The organism is Gordonia sp. UBA5067, assembly GCF_002414845.1.
Lineage (GTDB): Bacteria > Actinomycetota > Actinomycetes > Mycobacteriales > Mycobacteriaceae > Gordonia > Gordonia defluvii.
The window spans coordinates 38,145-60,057 of record NZ_DIAX01000073.1 but is presented as its reverse complement, the minus strand read 5'-3'; the positions used below and the strand labels follow the sequence as shown (position 1 = coordinate 60,057).

The window sequence follows — 21,913 nt, the reverse complement described above, 5'->3', positions numbered from 1 at the left end:
ACGATGGGCATTCGTGTCTGTGTCTTCCACGCAACCGGGGGCTGCCGGGCCCGAGCCCGACGCCTCCGGCGCTGACCACTCGAGTCGGTTGAAGCTCGCCCGGCTCATCGCCGTCATCGCCGGCCTTGCCGGTATTCTTGCCTGCGCCATCACCCCCCTGCTTCCGGTCCAGGCAGTCCAGGCCACGGTGGCCTGGCCCCAGGGCCAGGATCTGACCGCCTCGTCGTCGATCACCGCACCGCTCATCGCCCAGACGGCGAAAGCACTGCACATCGAGATCCCGTGCGCCGTCCTCGCCGATCTCCCGCGCGAGACCACCCCGGTCCTGACCACCATGCCGGCCAACGCACCCGGCGCCGGCGGCCGGATGCTGTCGGTCACGGCGGGCGACGCGATCACCGTGCTGAGCCGCAACACTCTGCTGGCCAGCGCTCCCCGCGCGGGAATGAACCGGTGCGACAAACTGGTGATCCGCTCCAGCCCGGCCGGGCCGAGCGCACAGTTCGTCGGCCTCGGACCCGTCGGCACCGCCGACCCGGTGGCGCAACCGCAGATCGACGGCATCTTCTCGCCGCTGCCCGCGGCCGACGTGGCGCGGGCCGCGCAGCGCGGCCTGTCCGCGCGAATCGACATCGATAACCGCTACGAATCCTCCGCGACACTGCTCAAGACCATCGTCATGATCGTCGGGCTGCTGGCGGTACTCGCCGCCCTGGTCGCCGTGGCCATGCTCGACCGCCACTCGCCCACCGTCGCGGCCGCGCGCGATGCGGACGGGGACCATGCGGACGGGGACGATGCGGACGGGGACGATGCGATCCACCGGGTCGGCTTCCTCGCCTCGCTGCGCCCCCGGATGTCCGACCTCGCTGTGACGGCCGCCCTGCTGGGATGGGCCCTCCTCGGCGGCGGCGGTCCCGACGACGGTTACATCCTCAACATGGGCCGGGTGGCCGGCGAAGCCGGGTACCTCCCCAACTACTACCGCTTCTTCGGTATCGCCGAAGCGCCGTTCAGCTGGTACTACGACTTCTTGTCACACTGGTCGTCGGTGTCGGCGTCGATGCTTTGGATGCATCTTCCCAGTCTCATCGCCGGACTGGTCTCCTGGTACGTGCTGAGCCGGGTGCTGCTGCCCCGCTTGGGCGGTGCCGTCGCCCACGGCTGGCCGGTGTGGGCCGGCGCCGCGGTGTTCACCGCATTCTGGATGCCGTTGTGCAGCGGGCTGCGCAGCGAGTCGGTCATCGTACTGGGCTCGCTCCTGACGTGGTGGGCGATCGAATCGGCGATCACCTCCAAGCGACTCCTCCCGATCGCGCTTGCCGTCGTGGCCGCCGCATTCACCTTCGCGGCGGCCCCCCAGGGCGTCATCGGAATCGCCATTCTCCTCGTCGGCGCCCGCGCCCTGCTCGCAATCGGCGTAGCGCGCAGCCGCGAGATCGGGTGGGCCGCCGTGCTCGCCCCGGTCTGCGCCGCCGGGCTCGTCGTCCTGCTTGCGGTGTTCGGGGACCAGACCCTCGCCACCGTCGGCGAGGCAATGAAAATCCGCTACCAGGTGGGCCCCAACCTGCCCTGGTTCCAGGAATACCTGCGCTACTACTTCCTCACCGTCACCACCGCCGATGCATCGTTGGCCCGTCGCGTTCCCGTCCTGCTGCTCTTCGCGTCGGCGTTCGTCACGGTCGCGGTGCTGTTGCGCCGCGGGCAGATCGACGGCGTGCGCAGCGGACCGGCCTGGCGGGCCGTCGGCGCAATCGGCGTGACCATGGTCCTGATGATCTTCACGCCGACGAAATGGACCGTCCAGTTCGGCATCTACGCCGGTCTGGCCGCCGCCGTCGCGGCCACGGCCACCCTCGCCGTCGCGCAGTCGGCGGCCCGGTCGACGCGGAACCTGACGGTGTTCGTGTCGGGCCTGATGTTCGCCCTGGCGGCCGCGACCGCCGGTAAGAATGCCTGGCCGTTCTTCTATGATTACGGGATCGCCTGGTTCGACCGGGCCCCGGTCCTCCTCGGCATCCCGATGTCGACGATCTTCCTCGTCCTTGCCGTCGTCACCGGCGTTTTGGCCGCCTGGCAGCACCTGCGGCTGGACTATGTGGAGAACAAGGGGCTCGAACACCATGATGCGGAAAACCTGACCGCAGTCGCCGACACAGCGACGGTGGTCGAAGCGAAGCGGCACGAGGCGGTGGCCAACCGCGCGCGGCTGGTGCTGGCCGGGTCGCCGATCGCCGTCATCGCCGGCGGACTGGTCGTTCTCGAGTTGGCGCTGTTCGCCAAGGCCGCGATCACCCGCTATCCGGTCGCGAGCGCGTTCTCCACGAACATCGGCACACTGCGCGGTCAGCCGTGCGCCCTGGCCGACAAGATCCTGGTCGAGCCCAACTCCAACGACGGCATGCTCACCCCGGCCACCGGTCGCGACATCTCGCAGACCCTCGCCGGCGCCGACCCGGTCGGCTTCACCGCCAACGGAATCACGACCAACCTGTCCGCCGAGATGGGCAGCTCACGTCCCGGTCAGGCCAACGTCGCGGGCTCGTCGTCGAAGCCGTTCGCCGTGATGGGCACGTTCGAAGCCGGCACCACCGGCGGGCGCGGGCCGCGGACCGTCAACGGTTCAGTCGCCGCGCTGCCCTACGGGCTGAATCCGGCGACGACGCCGGTCCTGGGCAGCTACGGCTACCCCAGCGAGGCGCGACTGACCTCCGACTGGTACCGCCTGCCCGACCGGGCCGCGTCCCCGCTGCTCGTCGTCACCGCCGCCGGCGCGATCTCCACCATCGACGCCTTCGGTGCGACCGTGTTCGGACAGATGCTGCGGTTCCAGTTCGGCCGGCGCGGACCGGGCGGGGAGTTCGAGGCGATGGGCCCGGGCGCCATCCCGATCGACCCCGGCCCGGTCATCCCGAACCGTCCGTGGCGGAACCTGCGGCTCCCGATGTCGGCGGTCCCGCCCGGGGCCGACGTCGTGCGGCTGGTGGCGCTGGACAACAATCTCGGCCCGGCGCAGTTCATCATGCTGACACCGCCGCGCGCACCCAAGGTGGTCACGCTGCAGCACCTCGTCGGGTCGACCGACCCGACGCTGATCGATTTCATGGTCGCCGCGCACTTCCCGTGCCAGCGCCCGATGGCGTTGCGGCACGGCGTCGCAGAAGTCCCCCAGTGGCGAATCCTGCCCGACTACGCGACCGCGCTGAGCCAGTCGCGCACGTGGCAGAGCACCGCCGGCGGCGGCCTGTTGGCGGTGAGCGAGGCGATGACCGTTGGTACGGCCGTGCCCAGCTACCTCGACGGTGACTGGCATCGCGGCTGGGGTGCGCTCGAACGCTTGACCCCGCGGGACGCCAACGCGCACCCCGCGCGCGTGACAACAGATCTTCGTAGGCAATGGGGCTGGTCGCGGACCGGATCCATCAGGTTGGAGCCGGGCAAAGAATGAGTGACACAGACACCAAGCGCAACTTCCTCACCGCGCACGACTATCGCGGTGCCAAGTGGGTTGCCGCCGCGGCCGGTCTCCTGGGCACGCTACTGGCCCTCGTCATGGCATTTCTGCCCGTCGAGCGCACCACCGCGAAGATCGTTTGGCCGGAGAACAACACCGTCTCGTCGGTGGTCGCACCGCTGGTCTCCTACGTGGCGACCGATATGCACGTCGCCGTGCCGTGCTCGGCCGCGACTGCACTCGGCGAGAAGGGCGGCGTGCTGCTCTCCACGCTGCCCACCGATGGTGCCGCCGCCACGGCGCGCGGCTTGTTCATCAACGCCACCGACAACGCCCTGGTCGCCATCGACCGCAATGTGGTGATCCTGAGCGCGCCCCGGGCCGCCGCCCAGAACAATCCGGCGTGCCGAGTCGTTTTCCGCGGCAATGCCGATGGGGTGCACGCCGCCATCGAGGGCCTGGACACCGGGCAGCTGAAAGGCTCGTTGCTCTCCTACCGGACCGCCGACCACGAGATGCGCCCACAGATCGTCGGCGTGTACTCCGATCTGCGGGGCACCGCGCCCGCCGGCATGTCCTTCACCGCGGACATCGACACCCGGTATGTGACCAGCCCGACGACGCTGAAGTTCTGGCTCATGATCGTCGGCATCATCATGACCCTGCTGTCGCTCGTCGCGCTGGGCGTCTTGGATACGCGTGACGGGCTGCGGCACCGGCGGATTCTACCGGCTGGCTGGTGGAAGCCGACATGGCTCGACGGCCTGGTGACCGCAATCCTGCTGCTGTGGTGGTTCGGCGGCGCCAACACCTCCGACGACGGCTACAACATGACCGTCGGGCGGATCACGAGTGGCGCCGGCTACGCCGACAACTACTTCCGGTACTTCGGCGTGCCACAGGACCCGTTCGGGTGGCACTTCCACGTCATCTCCTGGATGACGCAAATCAGCGTCGCGGCGTGGTGGATGCGGTTGCCCGCCCTGCTACTGGGTCTGCTGGGGTGGTGGCTCATCAGCCGCGAGGTCATCCCACGCCTGGGCCGCGCGGTCCGCAACAGCACGCCGGCCATGTGGGCCGGTGCGTTTGTCTTCCTCGCCATCTGGCTGCCGTACAACAACGGCATCCGGCCCGAGCCCGCCGAGGCGGTCGGCGCCCTGCTGACGTGGTGCTGCGTGGAGCGGGCCATTGCGACCCGACGCCTGCTCCCCTATGCGATCGCGGCCGTGACGGCCGCGTTCACCCTCGCACTCGCCCCCGGTGGGTTGATGGCGGCAGCGGCCCTGCTGGCCGGCCTGCGCCCCGTCGTGAAGACACTCGTCAGCCGCCACCGGCGGGACGGCTGGCTGCCGATGCTGGCGCCGATCATGGCGGCCGGCACGGCGGTGTTGTACATGATCTTCGCCGACCAGTCGGTGCTGCCGCTCGTCGACGCATCACAGGTCGCCTCCCAGGTCGGGCCGACGCTGGAGTGGTGGCAAGAGCCGATCCGCTACTACTACCTGATCCTGCAGACCGGTGACGGCACACTGTCGCGGCGCATCGGCATCCTGCTGATGCTGCTCGCACTGTTCTACGTGATGTTCCGGCTGCTGCGCGGGCGGCATCCCAACGGTGTCGCGCGCGCGCCGATCTGGCGGCTGATCGCCGTCATGCTCGGCACGATGTTCTTCATCGCCTTCACCCCGACCAAATGGACCCACCACTTCGGCGTGTACGCCGGTATCGCGGGCGGATTGGCGGCGGCCGCCGCAGCCTTGATGGCGCCGGCCCTGCTGGCGTCGCGGCGCAACCGCGCCTTTGCCGCCTCGGCCGTCTTCTTCGTCACCGCGATGTCCTTCGCCGGCATCAACATGTGGTGGTTCGTCGGCAACTACGGCGTGCCGTGGCGCGACCGCCCGGTCGCCATCGCGGGCATCAACGTCAGCTGGTTCGTGCTGGCCATCGCCGTCTTCACCGCCTTACTCGGGCTCTTTTACCATTTCCGCGACGACTACGTCGACGAGAAGACCCGCACCGGCCCGGTCCTGCCCGGCCCGTTCAAGTTCGCCCCGCTGCCGACGATCGCCATGCTGCTCGTCCTGTTCATGGTGGCGAGCCTGGCCAAGGGTGCCTGGGTACAGCGCGACAGCTGGTCGTGGACCAAGTCTAACTACCGCGCGATGACCGGTAACGAGTGCGCGCTGGCCAACGATGTCATGGTCGCCGACAATCCGACGCAGGGCATTCTGCTGCCCGCCGCGGTAGACGGGCGACCCGCGCCGTCGATCGCCGCCGGGCTCGCGCCCAACCCCGGATTCACCCCGCAGGGCGTGCCCGAAAATGTGATGACACCGTCCACCACCGACGGCGGCGGTGAACTGCCGTCCCAGGAGAACCCGGGCGCCTCGATCAACGAGTCGGCCGCCGGCAACACGTGGGGCGGTCGCGGACCGGTGGGCGTCAACGGGTCGACGAGTCTGTTGCCGTTCAACCTCGATCCGGCCCGGACGCCGGTGCTCGGCTCATATGGGGCACCGGGCGGAACGGCCAAGCTTGAGACCTCCTGGTACCAGTTGCCGTTCAACACCTCCAATCCGCAGCAGGATCGGCCGCTGCTGACCGTCGCGGTCGCCGGCTCGGTCGAGGGCATCGATCACGACAACATGGAGCAGAAGGGCCAGAAGCTCGTCGTCGAGTTCGGGCGCCGCGGCCCCACCGGGGCAGTCACGCAACTCGGCGCCATGTCACCGCTCGACGCTGGCGGTGCCCCTGCCTGGCGCGACCTGCGGTTCCCGCTCGACAAGGCGCCGCGCGATGCCGATGTCGTCCGGATCGTCGTCGACGATGCCTCGGCCTCCACAAACGAGTGGGTGGGCGTCACGCCGCCCCGCGTCGACCGTCTCCGCACTCTCAATGACGTTGTCGGGCAAACCGATCCAGTGCTCATCGACTGGCTGCCCGGCTTCGTCTTCCCGTGCCAGCGGCCGATCGCGGTCCGCAACGGGGTGCTCGAAGTACCGCAGTGGCGCATCATGCCGGAGGCCGATGCGACCCGCCGGAACAGCCAGACGTGGATGGCCGGCAAGGCCGGCGGCCCGCTGGGCATCACCGAGGCACTGTTGCGGCCGACACTGCTGCCGACCTACCTGCGCAACAACTGGGGCCGGGACTGGGGTGGCCTGCAGCGGTTCACCGTGATCGATCCGGCGCCGCCGGCGACACTGGTGCTCGGGACGCAACGCGAGTCCGGGTTGTGGGATCTGGCGCCGATGCGCGCCACCGGCTACTGATCGCGCTGGAAACGTCGCCGAGGGCGCAGATCGTGGACGATATGTCCATTGCAGCCCGCTTGGGCGATCAATTCTGATCGGGCTCGTCGTTGAGCGGGTGCTCGACCTCGTCCCGCCACAGTCGGGCGGCGAGGTAGAACACGACGGCCATCGGCACGGGGAGCAGGCCGGCGAGCACGAACGTCGTCGTGAGGCCGAGCGCCTGCCCGACCGGTGCCGCGATTGCCATCGAAACCGGCATCAGCGCAACGGATACAAAGAAGTCGAGGCTTGCCACCCGGCCGAGCAGGGTGGGCGGGACCCGGCGCTGTAACAGCGTGCCCCACAGGACCATTGGGCCGTCGAACAAGACCCCCATGACAAATCCCGCGACCACCACAACCCAAACCGAGTGGGCGACCCCGATGAGAATCAACGGAACGCTCGACACCCCCCAGATCGCAAACATGAGCGTGAGATAGCGGCGCGGCATGGGGATCGACGCGAAGAGGAGAGACGTTATCGCCGCGCCGATACCGTACGCGGCCAGCACCAGGGCATGGTCGGCCGCATCACCACCTGCCCGTTCCCGCAGAAAGAAGGGAATCAGCACCTCGATGGGGCCGAGGGTGGCCAACACCAGGACTGTCGAGTAGAGCAGCGTCGACCACAGCCACGGCGTCCGGCGCAGGTACCCGAACCCCTCGGCCAGGTCGGTCAGAATCCCCCGAACCGGATTGCCCCGCAACTCATTCGACTCGCGCCGCACCGGTACCGGGGGCATGACGAGGTAGCAGAGGCCCGACGCGATCGACGCCGCCGCCGCGACCATCACCGCGTATCCCGGCGCGGTGGCGGCGATGATCCAGCCGGCGATCACCGGGCCGACCGCCTGATACGCGACCGGCCGGAGGAATCCCTCGACGCCGTTGGCCGCCTGCAACTCCGACGACGGCAGGATCGAGGGCAGCATCGCGGAATACGCCGGGTAATACATTCCGGTGGTGACGCCGGCCAGCAGGGCAGCGAGGACGACGTGTCCCAGCTGGAGGTTTCCGGTTACCGACGCCGCCGCGACCAGGGCGAAGACGACCGTCTTGGCCATCTCCAGGCCGATCACGATCCGCCGCTGCGAGACCCGGTCGGCGAGGACACCGCCGGCGAGCGTGGACACCACCATCCCGATGGCCGAAGCGGCCGTGGCGATCGAGACCTGCACCGGCTGCCCGCCCAATCCGATGACCTGCCAGACCAGGGTGATCGCCCAGACGCCGTCGGCGAACATCGAGAGGATCAAACCGACCGCGAGCCAGCGGTACTGCCGATGCGCGAATGGCGCCAGCGCTCGCGGCAACTGCAGCGGCTGCTGTGGCATCGGTGCGGTGGCGGTCACTGATCGAGCATGCCCGAGGATGACCCGGACGGCCAGCGGATTACGGCTTCCCCGCCTCGGCTCGCACGGCCGAACGGCCGGCGTCGAACCGGCCGGTTGCCACCCTCGTCGCCCGGCCTAACGCTGCTGGGGCGCGCCGTAGCTACCCGCCGGGCACCCTGGGTTCTGGTTGGCGGCACAGTACTGCCGGGTCAGGTTGTTGCCCGTCGACCCGTCTGCGCCGCGCGGCCCGCCGGCGACCGGATTCCCGTTGGCGTCCCACCCGCCGGTAGCGGTATTGTCGCCGCCGTTGGTCCGCGGATCGGTGCCGGCGCCATGATTCGGGTTGGTGCAGATCGTCCCCTCACACGGCACGTATCCCGGACCTCCCTTGGGATCGCGCTGCGCGTTCGGGCCCACGTAGCTGCCCTTCGGGCAGCCCGGATCCTCGTTGCGCGCGCAGTACTCCCGGGTCAGGTTGTTGCCCGTCGACCCATCGGCTCCCGCCGGGCCGCCGTTGACGGGCTTGCCCTGCGTATCCCAGTAGCCGTGCTTGTCGTGGGCGGAGGTACTGGCCTTCACCCCGGCGGAACCGGGTGACTTGTGCTCGGCCCCGCCGGCGCTGCATCCACCGATGATCAGCACGAGCGCGGTCAGGGCGGCAAGACAGCCGAAGAACCGTTTCATCGCCATCCCCCCCGATCTAGATCGGCATCAAATAGTTCTTGCGCGGCGTGCGCGGAACTCGTTTGTCACGCAGTTGCGCGAGCGCCTTGCGCAACTCCAGCCGGGTCTGCGACGGCTCGATGACCGCGTCGATGTAGCCCTTTTCCGCCGCAAGATACGGGTTGGCCATCATCACGTTGTAGAAATCGATGAAGTCGCGGCGTACTTTGTCCGCGTCGTGGGCCGAGAGTCCCTCGGTCTGCCGGCGGGTCAGCAGCACGGCCGCGGACTCGGCGCCCATCACCGCGATCTTGGCCGTCGGCCACGCAAAGTTCAGATCGGCACCGAGTTGCTTGCAGCCCATGACCGCATAGGCGCCCCCGTAGGCCTTGCGGAGGACGACGGTGATCTTCGGGACGTCGGCCTCGACATACGCATAGAGGAACTTTCCCGAGCGCCGGATCGTGCCCTTGGACTCTTCGACGACGCCCGGCAGGATTCCCGGGGTGTCGACGAGGAAGACCAGTGGGATCCCGTAGGCGTTGCAAATGCGGACGAACCGGGTCGCCTTCTCCGAGGCATCGGTGTCAAGCGTCCCGGCCATCACGCTCGGCTGGTTGGCGACAACGCCGACGCTGTGTCCGTCGATCCGAACGAAGCCGGTGATCAGGTTGGGTGCGAAGAGCGCGGCAACCTCGTGGAACGCGCCGTCGTCGAACAGCCGGATAATGAGGTCCTTCATGTCATACCCGGCGTTGTCGCTGTCGGGCATGAAGTCGTTGAGCGCCAGATCCGATTCGGTGACCTCCGGTTCGAGCCCGGGATTGATCACCGGTGGCTGCTCATGGGCCGACGACGGCATGTAGTCGAGGTAGTCGCGCACCCAGTCGAAGGCAGCCTTCTCGTCGGCCGCGACATGGTGGATGTTGCCCCAACGCGCCTGGTTGTGCGCACTGCCGAGATCCTCGGCCGAGGTCTCCTCGCCGTTGACGGCCTTGAGGATTTCCGGGCCGGTGACGAACATGTAGCTCTTGTTCTCGACGCCGACGAGGATATCGGTATTCGCCGGCGTGTAGACGGCGCCGCCCGCGCATTTGCCGAGAATGATCGACACCTGCGGCGCCAGCCCGGAGACCAGTTCGTTGCGGCGGCCCATCTCGGCGTACCAGGCCAGCGAGGTTACCGCGTCCTGGATGCGGGCCCCGGCCGAGTCGTTGATACCGACGACGGGGCAGCCGACCTTGCCGGCCAGTTCCATCAGTGCCGCAACCTTGCGGCCGAACATCTCGCCGACCGACCCGCCCATGACCGACTGATCGTGGGAGAAGGCGGCGACCGGCCGCCCGTTGACTAGGCCGTGGCCGGTGACCACACCGTCCCCATAGCCGGTCTCGCTCGCCCCCGGTGCTTTGATCAGCGCACCGATCTCGAGGAAGGTGCCCGGGTCGAACAGCATGTTCAGCCGCTCGCGCGGCGAACAGATCCCCTTGGCCGCTCGCTTGGCGACGGCCACCTCACCGCCGGGTTCCTGCGACGCCGCTAGCTTCACGCGTAGGTCGGCCAGCTTCTCCGCCGTCGTCTGAGTCATCCCGCAGGTCCCTTCAGTCGCCCAAGTTCGTCATGCGTTTGGTGAGATCCGCCCCAACCTTGCTGATGAAGGGCTCGTCGACGATCGACAGGTGATCGCCGCCGATGTGGACGATCTCCAGCTCGCCGACGAGCGGGCCCCAACCGCCGTCCTCATCGACCTCGGCCCACTGCGGCTCGAGTTCGATGGCGCCGTCGTGCATGCGGTCAGCACGGTAGAGCACCACCTTGCCGCCGTACGGCGTCGGATCAATGCTGGTCAGCGCCCGGTTGTCGATGAACGACGTCCGCTGATGCTCGATGATTCCACCGGGGATCTTGGTGTTGCTCATCGCCATCATCTCCATGATGATCTGGAACTGGCCTTCGTCATCGGCCTCCACCAACCGATCCATCGGAATCGGGATGTCCTCGTCGAGATCGTAGTTGCGGATGGCGAAGTCCTTCCACCGTTCGAGGCGGTCACGCTTGGACTCCGGCGTCTCCTCGACCCGCTCCGACGGCATGACAGCGTCAATCAGCCCGACAAAGGCGACCTCCTCGCCCTCCTCGCGCAGCACCTGGGCACAGCCATAGGCCAGGCCGCCGCCAAGCGACCAGCCGGCGAGCACGTACGGGCCGTGTGGCTGAACCTCGCGCAACCGCGGCATGTACTGCCGGACGCGCTCCTCGATGGTGCCTTCGACGCGGTCGAAGCCGATGACCGGCTGATCGTCGGGCAACCGTTTGAGTAGCGCCTCGTAGGCCGAGGTGTTACCGCCAGCCGGGTGGAACAACAGCAGCGGCACCCGATCACCCCGACCCGGTTCGTAGCACTTCTTATCCTCTGGAACAAGCCGCAGGTAGCGCAGGAATCCGTCGGTGGCCGCGCCGGCGTCGAGGTAGTTGCGGACGTAGTCCGCCATTTCTTCGATGGTCTCCGCGTCCAGGATGTCCTCGGCGTCGATGTCGCCACCGGTGCGTTCGTTGAGCTTGTCGGTCAACTGCTGCGCAACGTCTTGCCCCAGCACCGGCAGCTTGTTGAAGATGCCGCCAGCCGATTTTCCGGTGATCGTCGCGTAGACGCCAAAGGTCAACCGCTCGGCGGCATCGCGCGGCGGGACGTCAGACCCGGCCGCCTCGGCGACCGCGGCCTGATCGGTCAGGTCGGCGGCCTGGGCGACGACGACCGTCTTGGGCGTCACCGCCTTGGCCTCGGGTTCCTTGGCCTCGGGTTCCTTGGGCTCGGCCTGCTTGGGCTCGGCTTCCTTGGGCTCGGCCTGCTTGGGGCCGGTGCCCGGCGCCTTCTCCAGCGCGATCTGCTCGTCGATGTAGGCGTTGATGGCCGCGGTGTCGAGTTCGCCGTCACCGCCCGCGTTCTCGGCCAGGTTGTCGAGCTGGTCACGATGGGTGACCGCGAATGCGACGAACTTCTCCACGTCGGCCAGGCTCGCCTGGCGCATCGCCTGCATCTGCAGTTGCGGAATGTCGAATTCGTACTCGACGCGGTTCTTGATCCGGACCGCCATCAGCGAATCGAGTCCGAGTTCGATGAGTGCGACCTCGCGCGGCAAGTCCTCGGGGTCATACCCCATCGACTCGCCGACGATCAGCGCGAGCCGGTCGCCGACCTTCTCACCCGACTCCGGGCTCCACTTGTCGCCGATATTGTCCACGACCTCGTCTTCGACGACGACAGTGTCGTCGTCGAAGGCTGCCGCGCCCGTGCGCGGCTGCGCACCGTCCGACGCCGCCGGCCCGGTCTCCATGCGGGTCGCCGCATCGGCACCCGGCTTTGCCGAAGTGCCGGTAACGACGGCCACGAAGACCAGCCGGAACTGATTGCCGTCGGGGGCGTGCACGGTGACCGAGCCGCCACCGGGGTGGGGGGTCAGCGTCGTGGTCACGGTGCCCGTCGACGGGAAGTCGCCGTAGGCCTCGCCGGCCCCGACCGTCACGTCAGTGAAAACCTGGCCCGCCGCGGCAGCGACCAACGCCCGCGGATCGTCGACGGCGCTGGCGTTGACCTCCCAGGCGTGGCGGCCGTCGGGCAGTGCCACATGGCTGCCCGGGACACGCCCGGCACCCGAACCACTCGACAGATCGGCGGTCAACCAGTAGTCGCGCCGGTCGAAATGCGTGCGTGGGATGTCCGCGAAGTCACCACTCCCGAACAGGGCGGCAACGTCGCACGGATGCCCGTGGACATAGAGCTTCATCAGCGCATTGATGAGCCCGTAGCTCTCGTCTTCCTTGCGCCGAAGGGTCTCGACCAGCTCGGCATCGTGCAGTCCGGCACTGAATGTCACGGCCGCAACGGAGATCAGCACCGCCGGATTGGGCGACAGCTCGACAAAGGTGCGGTGCCCGTTCTCCACCGACTTCGCAATCGCCTGGCTGAACCAGACACTGTGGCGCAGGCCTTTGAGGAAATACTCAATGCTGTGCACCGGCTCGTGGCCAGCACGGTAGAACGTCTCCCGATCGACCGAGCTGTAGAAGCCCACCGTGGGCCGCTGCGGTTTGATTCCGGTCAACTCGTAGGCGAGTTCACCGAGTATCGGGTCCATCTGCGATGTGTGGCTGGCGCCCTTCGTCTGCAGCTTTCGACCCAGTTTGCCCTCGCCCTCGGCACGCGCGACGATGGCGTCGACCTGGGGTTCCGGGCCACCGATAACAGTGTGCGTCGGTGCGGCATAGACACAGATCTCAAGGTCGGGGAAGTCGACGAGGACCGCCTCGATGTCCTCGGCGCTGTATTCGACGAGCGCCATCAGGCGAATGTCGTCGCCGGTCAGCATCGATTCGCCCTCGCCCATCAGGCGGGAGCGCTGACAGATGACCCGGGTCGCATCGGCCAGCGACAATCCGCCGCTGATGTATGCGGCCGATGCCTCTCCCATCGAGTGCGGCACCAGTACACCCGGTTCGGCGCCGAAGTGGCGCATCGTGTCCGCGAGCGCAACCTGAATCGTGTAGATCCCCACCTGGCTGGTCTCGATGCCGTAGGTCTGCTCGTCGTCGAGGAACACCTCGACGATCGAGTAGCCCAACTCGCGCTGCACGTACTCGTCGACCCGATTGACATTCTTGGCGAAGACCGGGTTCTCCAGGTAGAGCTGCTTGGCCATCTTGCGGTGCTGTGAACCGAACCCGGACAGCAGCCACACCGCCGAGGCCGGATCGGGCGCCTCTGCGGTATACACGATCGGATTGCTCTTGCCCTCCGCGACCGCCGTCATCCCCTTAATCGCATCCTCATGGCTGCGGGCCATTACGACGCTGCGGGTACGACCGTGGTTTCGGTGGGCGAGCGCGCGCCCGATGTCGACGAGCGGAGTGGCCCTCCCCTCGGCGGACGTCAGCCACTCGACCAGTCGGGCGGCGGCCTTGCGGCGCCGCGACGAGACGAACCCGGAGACGACGAGCGGGACGACCGCGCCGTCCTGCGCGCAGGGGCCGAACCCGTCGGCCGGATCGACCTCGACTTCGACGGCGGGGATCGCGTCCACACTCGCGCGGGCGGCCAGGATGGCGCGCTCGGCGTCGGTCAGGTACTCATCATCGTCGGTTTCGATATCGCCGGACACGGTGGCCGACGCGTCGGCGGACTCCCCTGGGGAGTCCGTTCCAACGGTCGCGGGGACCGGGTGCAGATCGGTGTCGAGCACCTCGCGGACGACCAGGTGGGCGTTGGTTCCGCCGAAACCGAAGCCCGACACACCGGCGACCGCATGCCCGCTGTAGCGCGGCCACGGCGAAATCTCGTCGTTGACCTTGAGGTTGGTCGCCTCGAACTGGATGTAGGGGTTCGGGCCGGCGTAGTTGAGCGACGCGGGCAACGCATCGTTGGTCAAGGACAGCACAACCTTCGCCAGGGCGCCGGCGCCCGCCGCGGACTCCATGTGCCCGAAGTTCGTCTTGGCCGAGCCGAGTAGCGCAGGCTTGCCCGGCTCGCGGCCCTTGCCCACGACACGGCCCAGGGCGTCGGCCTCGATCGGGTCGCCCAGAATCGTTCCGGTGCCGTGCGCCTCGACATAGTCGACCTCGCGCGGATCGACTGCCGCATCGGTGTAGGCCGAGCGGAGCACCGCGACCTGCGCCTCCGGGTTGGGCGCGAAGATGCCGTTGGACCGCCCATCGGAATTGACCGCCGAACCCGCGATGACGGCAAGGATTGTGTCGCCGTCACGGCGTGCGTCGGCGATTCGCTTCAGGACGAACATCCCGCCCCCCTCCGACCGGACCATGCCGTCGGCGTCGGCGGAGAAGGCCTTGATGTGCCCATCCTTGGCAACGGCGCCGATCGTGTCGAAGCCGACGGTGGCGGCGGGCGTCAGGATCATGTTTACGCCACCGGCCAGCGCGACGTCGGACTCACCTGTGCGAAGGCTCTGCACCGCCTGGTGCACGGATACGAGCGACGATGAGCAGGCGGTGTCGACCGCTACCGACGGTCCGTGGAAGTCGAAGAAGTAGGACGTGCGGTTGGCGATGATCGACGTTGCGGTACCGGTGAGGGCGTACGCCGCAGTCTCGTCCGATCCCTCGCCGAGACCCAGTGCGGCGAGCAGCTGGTAATCGTTGGTGGAGGTGCCGACGAACACGCCGACCTGTCCGCCCTTGAGGTCGCTGGCCGGGATGTGAGCGTGCTCGAGCGCTTCCCACGTCAGTTCCAGCACCAGCCGCTGCTGCGGGTCGACCATCTCGACCTCGCGCGGACTCATCTGGAAGAAGTCTCCGTCGAAGGCCTTCACGGTGTCGAGGTATCCGCCGCGCAAGTTGCGCTTCTCGAGGACTTCGAGCATCCGCGGATCGGCCTTGAACTCGCTCCACCGGTCCTCTGGAAGTTCGGAGATACCGTCGCGCCCGGTGATGAGCGCCTCCCACGTCGACTCTGGCGTCTCCCCGGCCTTGGGGAAGCGGGTGGCGAAGCCGACGATCGCGATGTCGTCATCGGGATTGCGCTCCCGCTCCCAGAACGCATCCAGCTCGTCGCGCCCCTCGTCGGGGTCGCCCTCGATGATCCGTTTCGCCAGTGAGGCGATCGTCGGGTGCTGATAGACGACAGTGGCCGTCAATACGACGCCCGTCTTGTCCTCGATGTCTCCACCGAGGGCGACGGCATCGCGCGACGACAGGCCGAACTCCTCCATCGGCCGATCTTCGGAGATCTGGTCGACGGGGACTCCGGTCGCTTGCGACACCCAGTCGCGCAGCCAATCCCGGAGTTCGGGGACGGTCAGGTCGCCGATCGTCTCCCCGGCGGTGCCGGCGGATGTTGGCGTCGAGGTGGCTTCGTCGTCGCCGGCGGCGGGCGCGGCGTCGTTATTTAGTTCAGACATCGGGTTCCAGCCTACTGGTCGGGCGCGTCCGGGAAAGCCGTCTGCTGGTAGCCCCCGCGGAGCGTGCCGTCGACGTAGGCCCCCTTCGCAGCTCGCCGCGCGATTTTGCCGCTGGACGTGCGCGGGATCGAGCCGGCCGGGACCAGCAGCACGTCGCGCACCATCACGCCGTGGCGCTGGGCGATCGCGGCCCGTACCGTGTCGGCCACCTCCTGCGGGGCGACCCGCTTGCCCACACCTCGCTCGGCCACGACGACCAGCTGCTCGGCGGCATCGTCGGCGTCGTAGGCCAGCCCGCTGTTGGCGTTGTCGAACACCACCGACGGCAGCTCGTTAGCGGGCACCGAGAAGGCGGCGATGAAGCCGGGACGCAGGGCCGTGCTCGACTCCTGTGCGCTGAACTCGAGGTCCTGCGGGTAGTGGTTACGGCCGTCGACGATGACCAGGTCCTTCACGCGGCCGGTGATGTACAGCTCGTTGTCGAGCCACACGCCGTAGTCGCCGGTGGCCATCCAGTCGGCATCGACGTCGGTGCCCTCGGCGTGGCTGCCAGATTCGAGCGGCGTCACCAGCTTGTTGTGGAAGGTGGCCTCGGTCTCGTCGTCCTTGTTCCAATAACCCTTGCCGATGTTGAGTCCGTGGAGCCAGATCTCGCCGACGTCGCCGTCGGCGCGTTCGGCCCCGGTCTCCGGATCGACGATGGTGGCCCACTGGCTCATCGCCACCTGTCCACAGGACACCTGCGGCACCGCGTTGGGTGCGTCGTCGTCGACCACGGTCAGGTGGCCGGCGTTCAGGTCCTCCCGATCGACGTAGATGACCTTTGCCTCGTTCTCGCGCGCGGTGGCGGAGACGAACAGGGTGGCCTCGGCCATCCCGTAACAGGGCTTGATCGCGGTCTTGGGCAGTCCGTAGGGCCCGAACGCGTCGTTGAACTTCTTCATCGAGCTGACGGTGACCGGCTCCGAGCCGTTGATCAGACCAATCACGTTGGACAAGTCGAGCTCCTCGCCCTCCTTCGGCAGCCCCCGCGCGGCGGCGTGCTCGAACGCGAAGTTCGGTGCTGCGGCGAAGGTGCCCGCGCCATCACTTGCGGCGGCGAGTTCCTTGATCCACCGTCCCGGGCGGCGCACGAATGCCTGCGGGCTCATGATCGTGATGTACCGGCCACCGAGGGCCGGCAGGATCACCGTGAGCAGACCCATGTCGTGGAACATCGGCAGCCAGGTCACGCCGCGCGAATTGAGGTCAATCTCGATCGTGTCGTAAATCTGCAGAACGTTGGCGGCGACCGCCAGATAGGTGATCTCAACGCCGGCGGGCACCCGGGTCGAACCAGAGGTGTACTGCAGGTAGGCGACGGTGTCCTTGTTGTGGTCCTTACCGGCGACCGGGGCGACCCAGGTCGATCCGACGGAGTCGGGCACGGCGTCGACGGCGATGACGCGCGGACGCTCCTTGGCCGGCTTGTCGGCGAAGAAGTCGCGGACCGCCTCGGCGGATTTGGTCGACGTCAGGATCGCGGTGGGCTTGCAGTCGTCGAGGACGGCGTGCAGGCGGTCGGTGTGGCCGGGCTCGTCCGGGGAGAACAACGGGACGGCGATGTTGCTGGCGTACAGCGCGGCGAAGAAGCCGATCACGTACTCCAGGGACTGCGGTGCGAGGATGGCGACTCGGTCGCCGTGCTCGGTCACCTGTTGCAACCGGGCGGCCACCGCCCGGAGGCGCTTGCCGAACTGAGCCCAAGTCAGATCCTGCGCCTCGCCGTCGCGCTCACGTGAATAGTCGATATAGCGGTAGGCCAGCGTGTCCGCCTGATCGCGAACGTTGCGCTCAACGTAGTCGACGAGGGTGGCATCCTCGTTGAAGGACAGATTGCCGTTCTCGTCGAGGAACTGTTCAAATTCGGTGTTCAGCATTGGTACTCCTGTGCCGGGCACCCGCGCGCCGGGGCCTCGGCTTCTCTCCGCCCTCAACCGCAACCGCCCGGGGTGGGACGGTCGGCTGGCAAGGGACATTTGTCAGGTCAGGTCGTGATCGCTTCCGGTCCATCGTGCGCATCGATCACCAAACCGCCGCACCTCTTCGGTACGGCCGGTCGAGCGCAGATCCTCGGCTATCTTACTCTCCCTTAAGAATCGGGATAATAGGTGCGAACGCATCCATCTGCGTCGGGAAGACGCCGACGAAGGACATCGACGTCCGCTCGCGCACGCGCCGGATCTGATCGGCGATCTCCTCGAAGGAGCCGATCGCGATGTACGGCGACGACAGCACGTCGTCGACGGTGAACGTCGTGTCGCGTTCAATGTTGGGGGGGTAGCCCTGGTCGAGCGCCTTGAGCGCCATCTCGGCCGTCGCGACGCGGTCATCGGTGATGACGATGACGGCAATGGTCCAGTTCAACTCGATATCGTCGAACCGATCACCCGCCGCCTCCCGGACCCGGTCGACCCGGGCCGCGGTCTTCTCCAGCGTCATGTCCGACAGTTTCATCTTGCCGTCGGCCGTCGTGCCGGGGGCGATCGAGACGATGTCGGCATGCTTGGCCGCGAGTGCGAGCATCTTCGGGCCGCCAGCGCCGACGGCGATCGGCGGGCGCGGGCCCTGGCGCGGACGCGGACTCCCTTCCAGGCCCTTGATCTGGTAGAACTCGCCGTCGAAGTCCACGGTCTCGCCACGCATCAAGCCGTCGAGGATGGTGAGCGCCTCATCGAGCCGACGGATTCGGGTGCCCGGGGACTCGAACTCGATTCCGGCCTTATCGAATTCCTCCTTCATCCATCCGGCGCCGATACCCAGCTCCAACCGCCCCTTCGACAGGACGTCGATGGTCGTAGCCTCTTTCGCCAGAATGGCCGGGTGCCGGAAGCCGTTGGCCAGCACAGAGGTGCCCAGGCGGATCGTGGTCGTGGCCTGCGACAGGGCGCCGAGTGCCGCGAGCGGGCCGACCTGGTTCCCCAGGTGATCGGGAATCGCGAAGGCGTCGAAGCCATATTCCTCGGCGGTCTGGGCGAGTTGGACGAACTTGCGTGCGCCGCCCTCCTCTTTGTTGCCCTCACCACCGGCTCCGAATCGGAACTTCCGGGTCATGCACCACTCCTGCGATCGGCGATCAAAACTCAACCGACGATACGGTACGCGGTGCGCGCGGAACCGACCAAATGCTGGATCGAGGACCAGGGGTCGATCAGAAGTGCTTCGGGTGCGGCGCTCCGTCGATCACGCCCACCGCCCACGCGTACATCCACTGCGTGGCGGTCGCCCCGTTGTACTCCCAATACTTCGGAGTCGCATAGAGCGCGTGGACCGGGTTGCTGGCGGCGCTGACCAGTTGTCCCACCGCCCGCAACGGGTTGCGGACGGTCGGCGAATCGCAGATCAGGTCCCCGGGTGCACAAATGCCCGAGACCCGGTCGCGCAGGGTGCCGAATCCGCCCTCGCGCGGGCCGTTCATGGTGATTCCCGGCACCAGGTTCCGGAATCCGCCGAGCGCCACCTCAGCGCCGACGCCGGGCGGGTTGGGCCCGATATCGTTCTGCTGGTCGGCGACCCGGCGTCCATCGGCGATGAGCCCCACCCCGATGACCAGACCCTCGTCTTCGGGATTCAGGATCCCGCGGCCGTTGCCGATATTGCTGGCGGCGTCCCCGCCGATGACCGCCCCCTGGGAGAAGCCGAGGATGACGAACGTCGTGATGGGGCACCGCTTGTTCACCTCCGTGATGTGCCCGGCGGTGCGCAGATAGCCCTGCCGTCGCGACACGTCGTAGTCGGCCTGCCGATCACCGAGATTGGTGGGGTTACGGAACTGCGCGGTGTACGGAATGGTGTAGACCCGGGCCCGATTGGCCGGAAACTTCTGCGCGAGCGCCGACGACACCCGCAACATCAACGACTTCGGGTTGGCGTGCGGGTGGAACGGGTCATCCCGCGCCGATGACTCCCAGGTCCCGGGGATCACCACGACCTCGACGTCGGGGCAGTCGGCGGATTGGGCCTTCGTGGGCGGCGGGGTCGGCGGCGGGGTCGGCGGCGGCGGCTTGGGCGCGCACGCACGCAGGATCCACAGCAGCAGGCCGATCACCGCGATGAGGACGAGGGCGACGACGAGCCAACGGCGGGTCCGGCTCCGCCGGGTGCCGGGAGCCGTCTTGGTGCGGCTCATCGGCTAGCAGTAGTTTTCTTGGGCAGCGCGAATAACCTTGTCCGCCTTGGTGTTCGCCGCCTCGACGGTCTTTTCGCCGGGACCGACCGCCGCGACGACGAACGCCTTCATCGACGTCGGGTCGCCGTTCTTCCCGCGCTGATCGCAGACGAATTGGGCCATCGTCAAAGCGATGGTGTTGTCGGTGTCACCCATGATCGTGACCTTCTGGCGTTTGAGCGCGGCAAGGTAGCGCTGGGCCTTCGCGTTGACCGGCGCGCTGGGTGCGCCCGCCTTCGTCGTCGATCCGGGAAAGTCCTTCGGCTGCGTGGTCGAGGGGTTGGGCGCGGTCGCCGGCATACCCGGCCGAGAGGTGTCGGTGCCCGACGGCGCCGCTATCGAGGTGGGCGACTCGAACTGAGTGGTAGTCACCGGTGTCGCGGTGATCGGAGCGCTCGCCGTCGAGTCGTCACCGCCACATCCCGTGCACAGGGCCACGATCAACCCGGCCGCTCCCGCGGCGAGAGTGATTCGCTGCAACACCTTCACCGTTTCCCACTTTCCTCGGCCGGCCCGGCTTCCCCCGCGCGCTCAACCGCCCAGGCTACCCGTGCGACGACGGCAAACCGCGCAGCCTGAGCCCCTAAGCGGCGTTGTGGGTGAAATTCTTGGCGATATCTCAGACGGTCACCAGACATCCACCAGACAGGCACTTCCCACCGAGCCCCGGACCGGAGAAGATCAGCAACAAGAGTGCCGACGGACCCGCGCGATTCGTCCGTTTTGGCATTCTTCTCCTTCTGTGATCTAGAACACGTTATAGTTCGCCGCAAGTGCTCCACGACTGAAGGGAACTGACCGTTGAAAACTCCGAGAAACACCCGGCGGATCGTCCGCACGGCGGCGATTGCCGGGGCCGCCGGCGCACTCGTGCTGAGCACGCTCACCGCGTGCTCGAACGACAAGGACAAGGCCGGCGGGCCGACCACCGACCTGCCCACCTCGGCCGCGGCCGGCGAAGCAATCAAGATCGGTCTCATCGGATCCGGCGGCGGCGTGGTCTCGATCCCACAGCTCACCAAGGGCGGCGAGGCCGCGGCCAAGTATCTCAACGACAATGCCGGCGGCATCAACGGTCACCGGGTCGACCTGATCGTCTGCAACCAACACGAGGATCCCGCATCGGCGACCAAGTGCGCCAATGAAATGGTCGAGAAAAAGGTTGCCGTCGTCGCCGTGCCGATGACCTCGCAAGGCGCGGTCATGCTGCCCATCGTCGCGCGCGCGGGCATCCCGTACGTCTCCCAGGCACCGGTATCGGCCGTCGAGATGGGCGCCCCCGGTGGTTACATGCTCTCCGGCGGTACGGTGGCCGTTCTCAACGGCCAGGCCCAGACCGCCGCCAAGGAGGGCGTGAAGAAGTTCACCATCCTGATCGGCGACTCGGGCGATGCCGCGGCGTCGGTGGGCCAGATGGCACAGGCCTTCTTCAAGCCGGCCGGCATCGACGTCAAAGTCGTGACCATCCCGTCCAATGTCGCCGACCCAACACCGCAGATCAGCGCGGGCCTGGCCGATAAGCCGGACGCCGTCACCGTCCTCGGCGACTCGCGTCAGTGCGTCTCGAGCCTGAAGGCACTCAAAACCGCGGCGCCTCAGGTGAAGAAGTATCTGATCGCGAGCTGCCTGGACAAGACGGTTACCGACAACGTCGGCACCGACGCCGTCGAGGGTGCCAAGTCGTTCACGACTGTCATCACGACCGGCGATGACCCGACCGTCGTCCGGTACCGCTCGGTGCTCGCGAAGTATTCCCCTGATGTCGACCCGAACGGTCTGGCTTACCTCGGCTACCAAGTGATCAGCTCGATCGGCGAGGTGGGCAAGAGCCTGCCGGCCGGCCCGATCACCGCCAAGCAGTACACCGACGCCCTGCGCGCCGCGCAGAACGTGCCGGTCCCGGCTGCTCCCGGCCTGACCTTCACCTGCAACGGCAAGGCGTTCCCCAAGGCGCCCAACCTGTGCAGCAAGTCGATTCTGGTCAGCGAGGTCGGCGCCGACGGAAAGCTGAGCAACAGCACCGTCGTCAACTAGAAGTAGCGATAACGGTGT

General features: G+C 67.5%; 11 protein-coding genes. 3 read left to right on the top strand and 8 right to left on the bottom strand.

Annotation, left to right across the window (positions count from 1 at the left end):
* Positions 1 to 13: 13 nt before the first annotated feature.
* Positions 14 to 3,448, top strand: coding sequence for an arabinosyltransferase domain-containing protein (locus B4M62_RS12340; protein WP_290713312.1), 3,435 nt, complete (start codon positions 14 to 16; stop codon positions 3,446 to 3,448).
* On the top strand, positions 3,445 to 6,726 hold the full coding sequence (locus tag B4M62_RS12335) for an arabinosyltransferase domain-containing protein (protein ID WP_290713310.1): 3,282 nt from the start codon (positions 3,445 to 3,447) through the stop codon (positions 6,724 to 6,726). The genes B4M62_RS12340 and B4M62_RS12335 overlap by 4 nt, the downstream gene beginning before the upstream one ends.
* 67 nt (positions 6,727 to 6,793) lie before the next feature.
* Here B4M62_RS12335 and B4M62_RS12330 read toward each other — a convergent pair whose 3' ends face one another.
* From B4M62_RS12330 to B4M62_RS12295, 8 genes are all read right to left on the bottom strand, one after another.
* The gene (locus B4M62_RS12330; protein WP_290713364.1) at positions 6,794 to 8,080 is read right to left on the bottom strand and encodes an MFS transporter; all 1,287 of its coding nucleotides are present in this window, start codon (positions 8,078 to 8,080) and stop codon (positions 6,794 to 6,796) included.
* A gap of 135 nt (positions 8,081 to 8,215) precedes the next feature.
* Entirely contained in the window at positions 8,216 to 8,764 is a 549-nt protein-coding gene (locus tag B4M62_RS12325; RefSeq protein ID WP_290713308.1) for a hypothetical protein, read from the bottom strand.
* 16 nt (positions 8,765 to 8,780) lie between these two features.
* Positions 8,781 to 10,331 (bottom strand): acyl-CoA carboxylase subunit beta, encoded by a 1,551-nt coding sequence (locus tag B4M62_RS12320; RefSeq protein ID WP_290713307.1) that lies wholly within the window; start codon positions 10,329 to 10,331, stop codon positions 8,781 to 8,783.
* Between the two features lie 13 nt (positions 10,332 to 10,344).
* On the bottom strand, positions 10,345 to 15,654 hold the full coding sequence (gene pks13, locus B4M62_RS12315; RefSeq protein ID WP_290713305.1) for a polyketide synthase Pks13: 5,310 nt from the start codon (positions 15,652 to 15,654) through the stop codon (positions 10,345 to 10,347).
* Positions 15,655 to 15,665: 11 nt separating this feature from the next.
* Positions 15,666 to 17,573, bottom strand: a complete 1,908-nt coding sequence (gene fadD32, locus B4M62_RS12310; RefSeq protein WP_290713301.1) for a long-chain-fatty-acid--AMP ligase FadD32 — start codon at positions 17,571 to 17,573, stop codon at positions 15,666 to 15,668.
* A 202-nt stretch (positions 17,574 to 17,775) separates the two neighbouring features.
* A complete protein-coding gene (locus B4M62_RS12305) occupies positions 17,776 to 18,747 on the bottom strand; it encodes an LLM class F420-dependent oxidoreductase (protein WP_290713298.1) in 972 nt (323 codons plus the stop codon).
* A 97-nt stretch (positions 18,748 to 18,844) separates the two neighbouring features.
* Positions 18,845 to 19,822: a cutinase family protein gene (locus B4M62_RS12300; protein WP_290713295.1), complete on the bottom strand. Its 978-nt coding sequence runs from the start codon at positions 19,820 to 19,822 to the stop codon at positions 18,845 to 18,847.
* A gap of 3 nt (positions 19,823 to 19,825) precedes the next feature.
* The gene (locus B4M62_RS12295; protein ID WP_344716583.1) at positions 19,826 to 20,350 is read right to left on the bottom strand and encodes a DUF732 domain-containing protein; all 525 of its coding nucleotides are present in this window, start codon (positions 20,348 to 20,350) and stop codon (positions 19,826 to 19,828) included.
* Between the two features lie 312 nt (positions 20,351 to 20,662).
* Between B4M62_RS12295 and B4M62_RS12290 the strand changes: the two genes are divergently transcribed.
* Positions 20,663 to 21,895, top strand: coding sequence for an ABC transporter substrate-binding protein (locus tag B4M62_RS12290; RefSeq protein ID WP_290713292.1), 1,233 nt, complete (start codon positions 20,663 to 20,665; stop codon positions 21,893 to 21,895).
* Positions 21,896 to 21,913 lie beyond the last annotated feature (18 nt).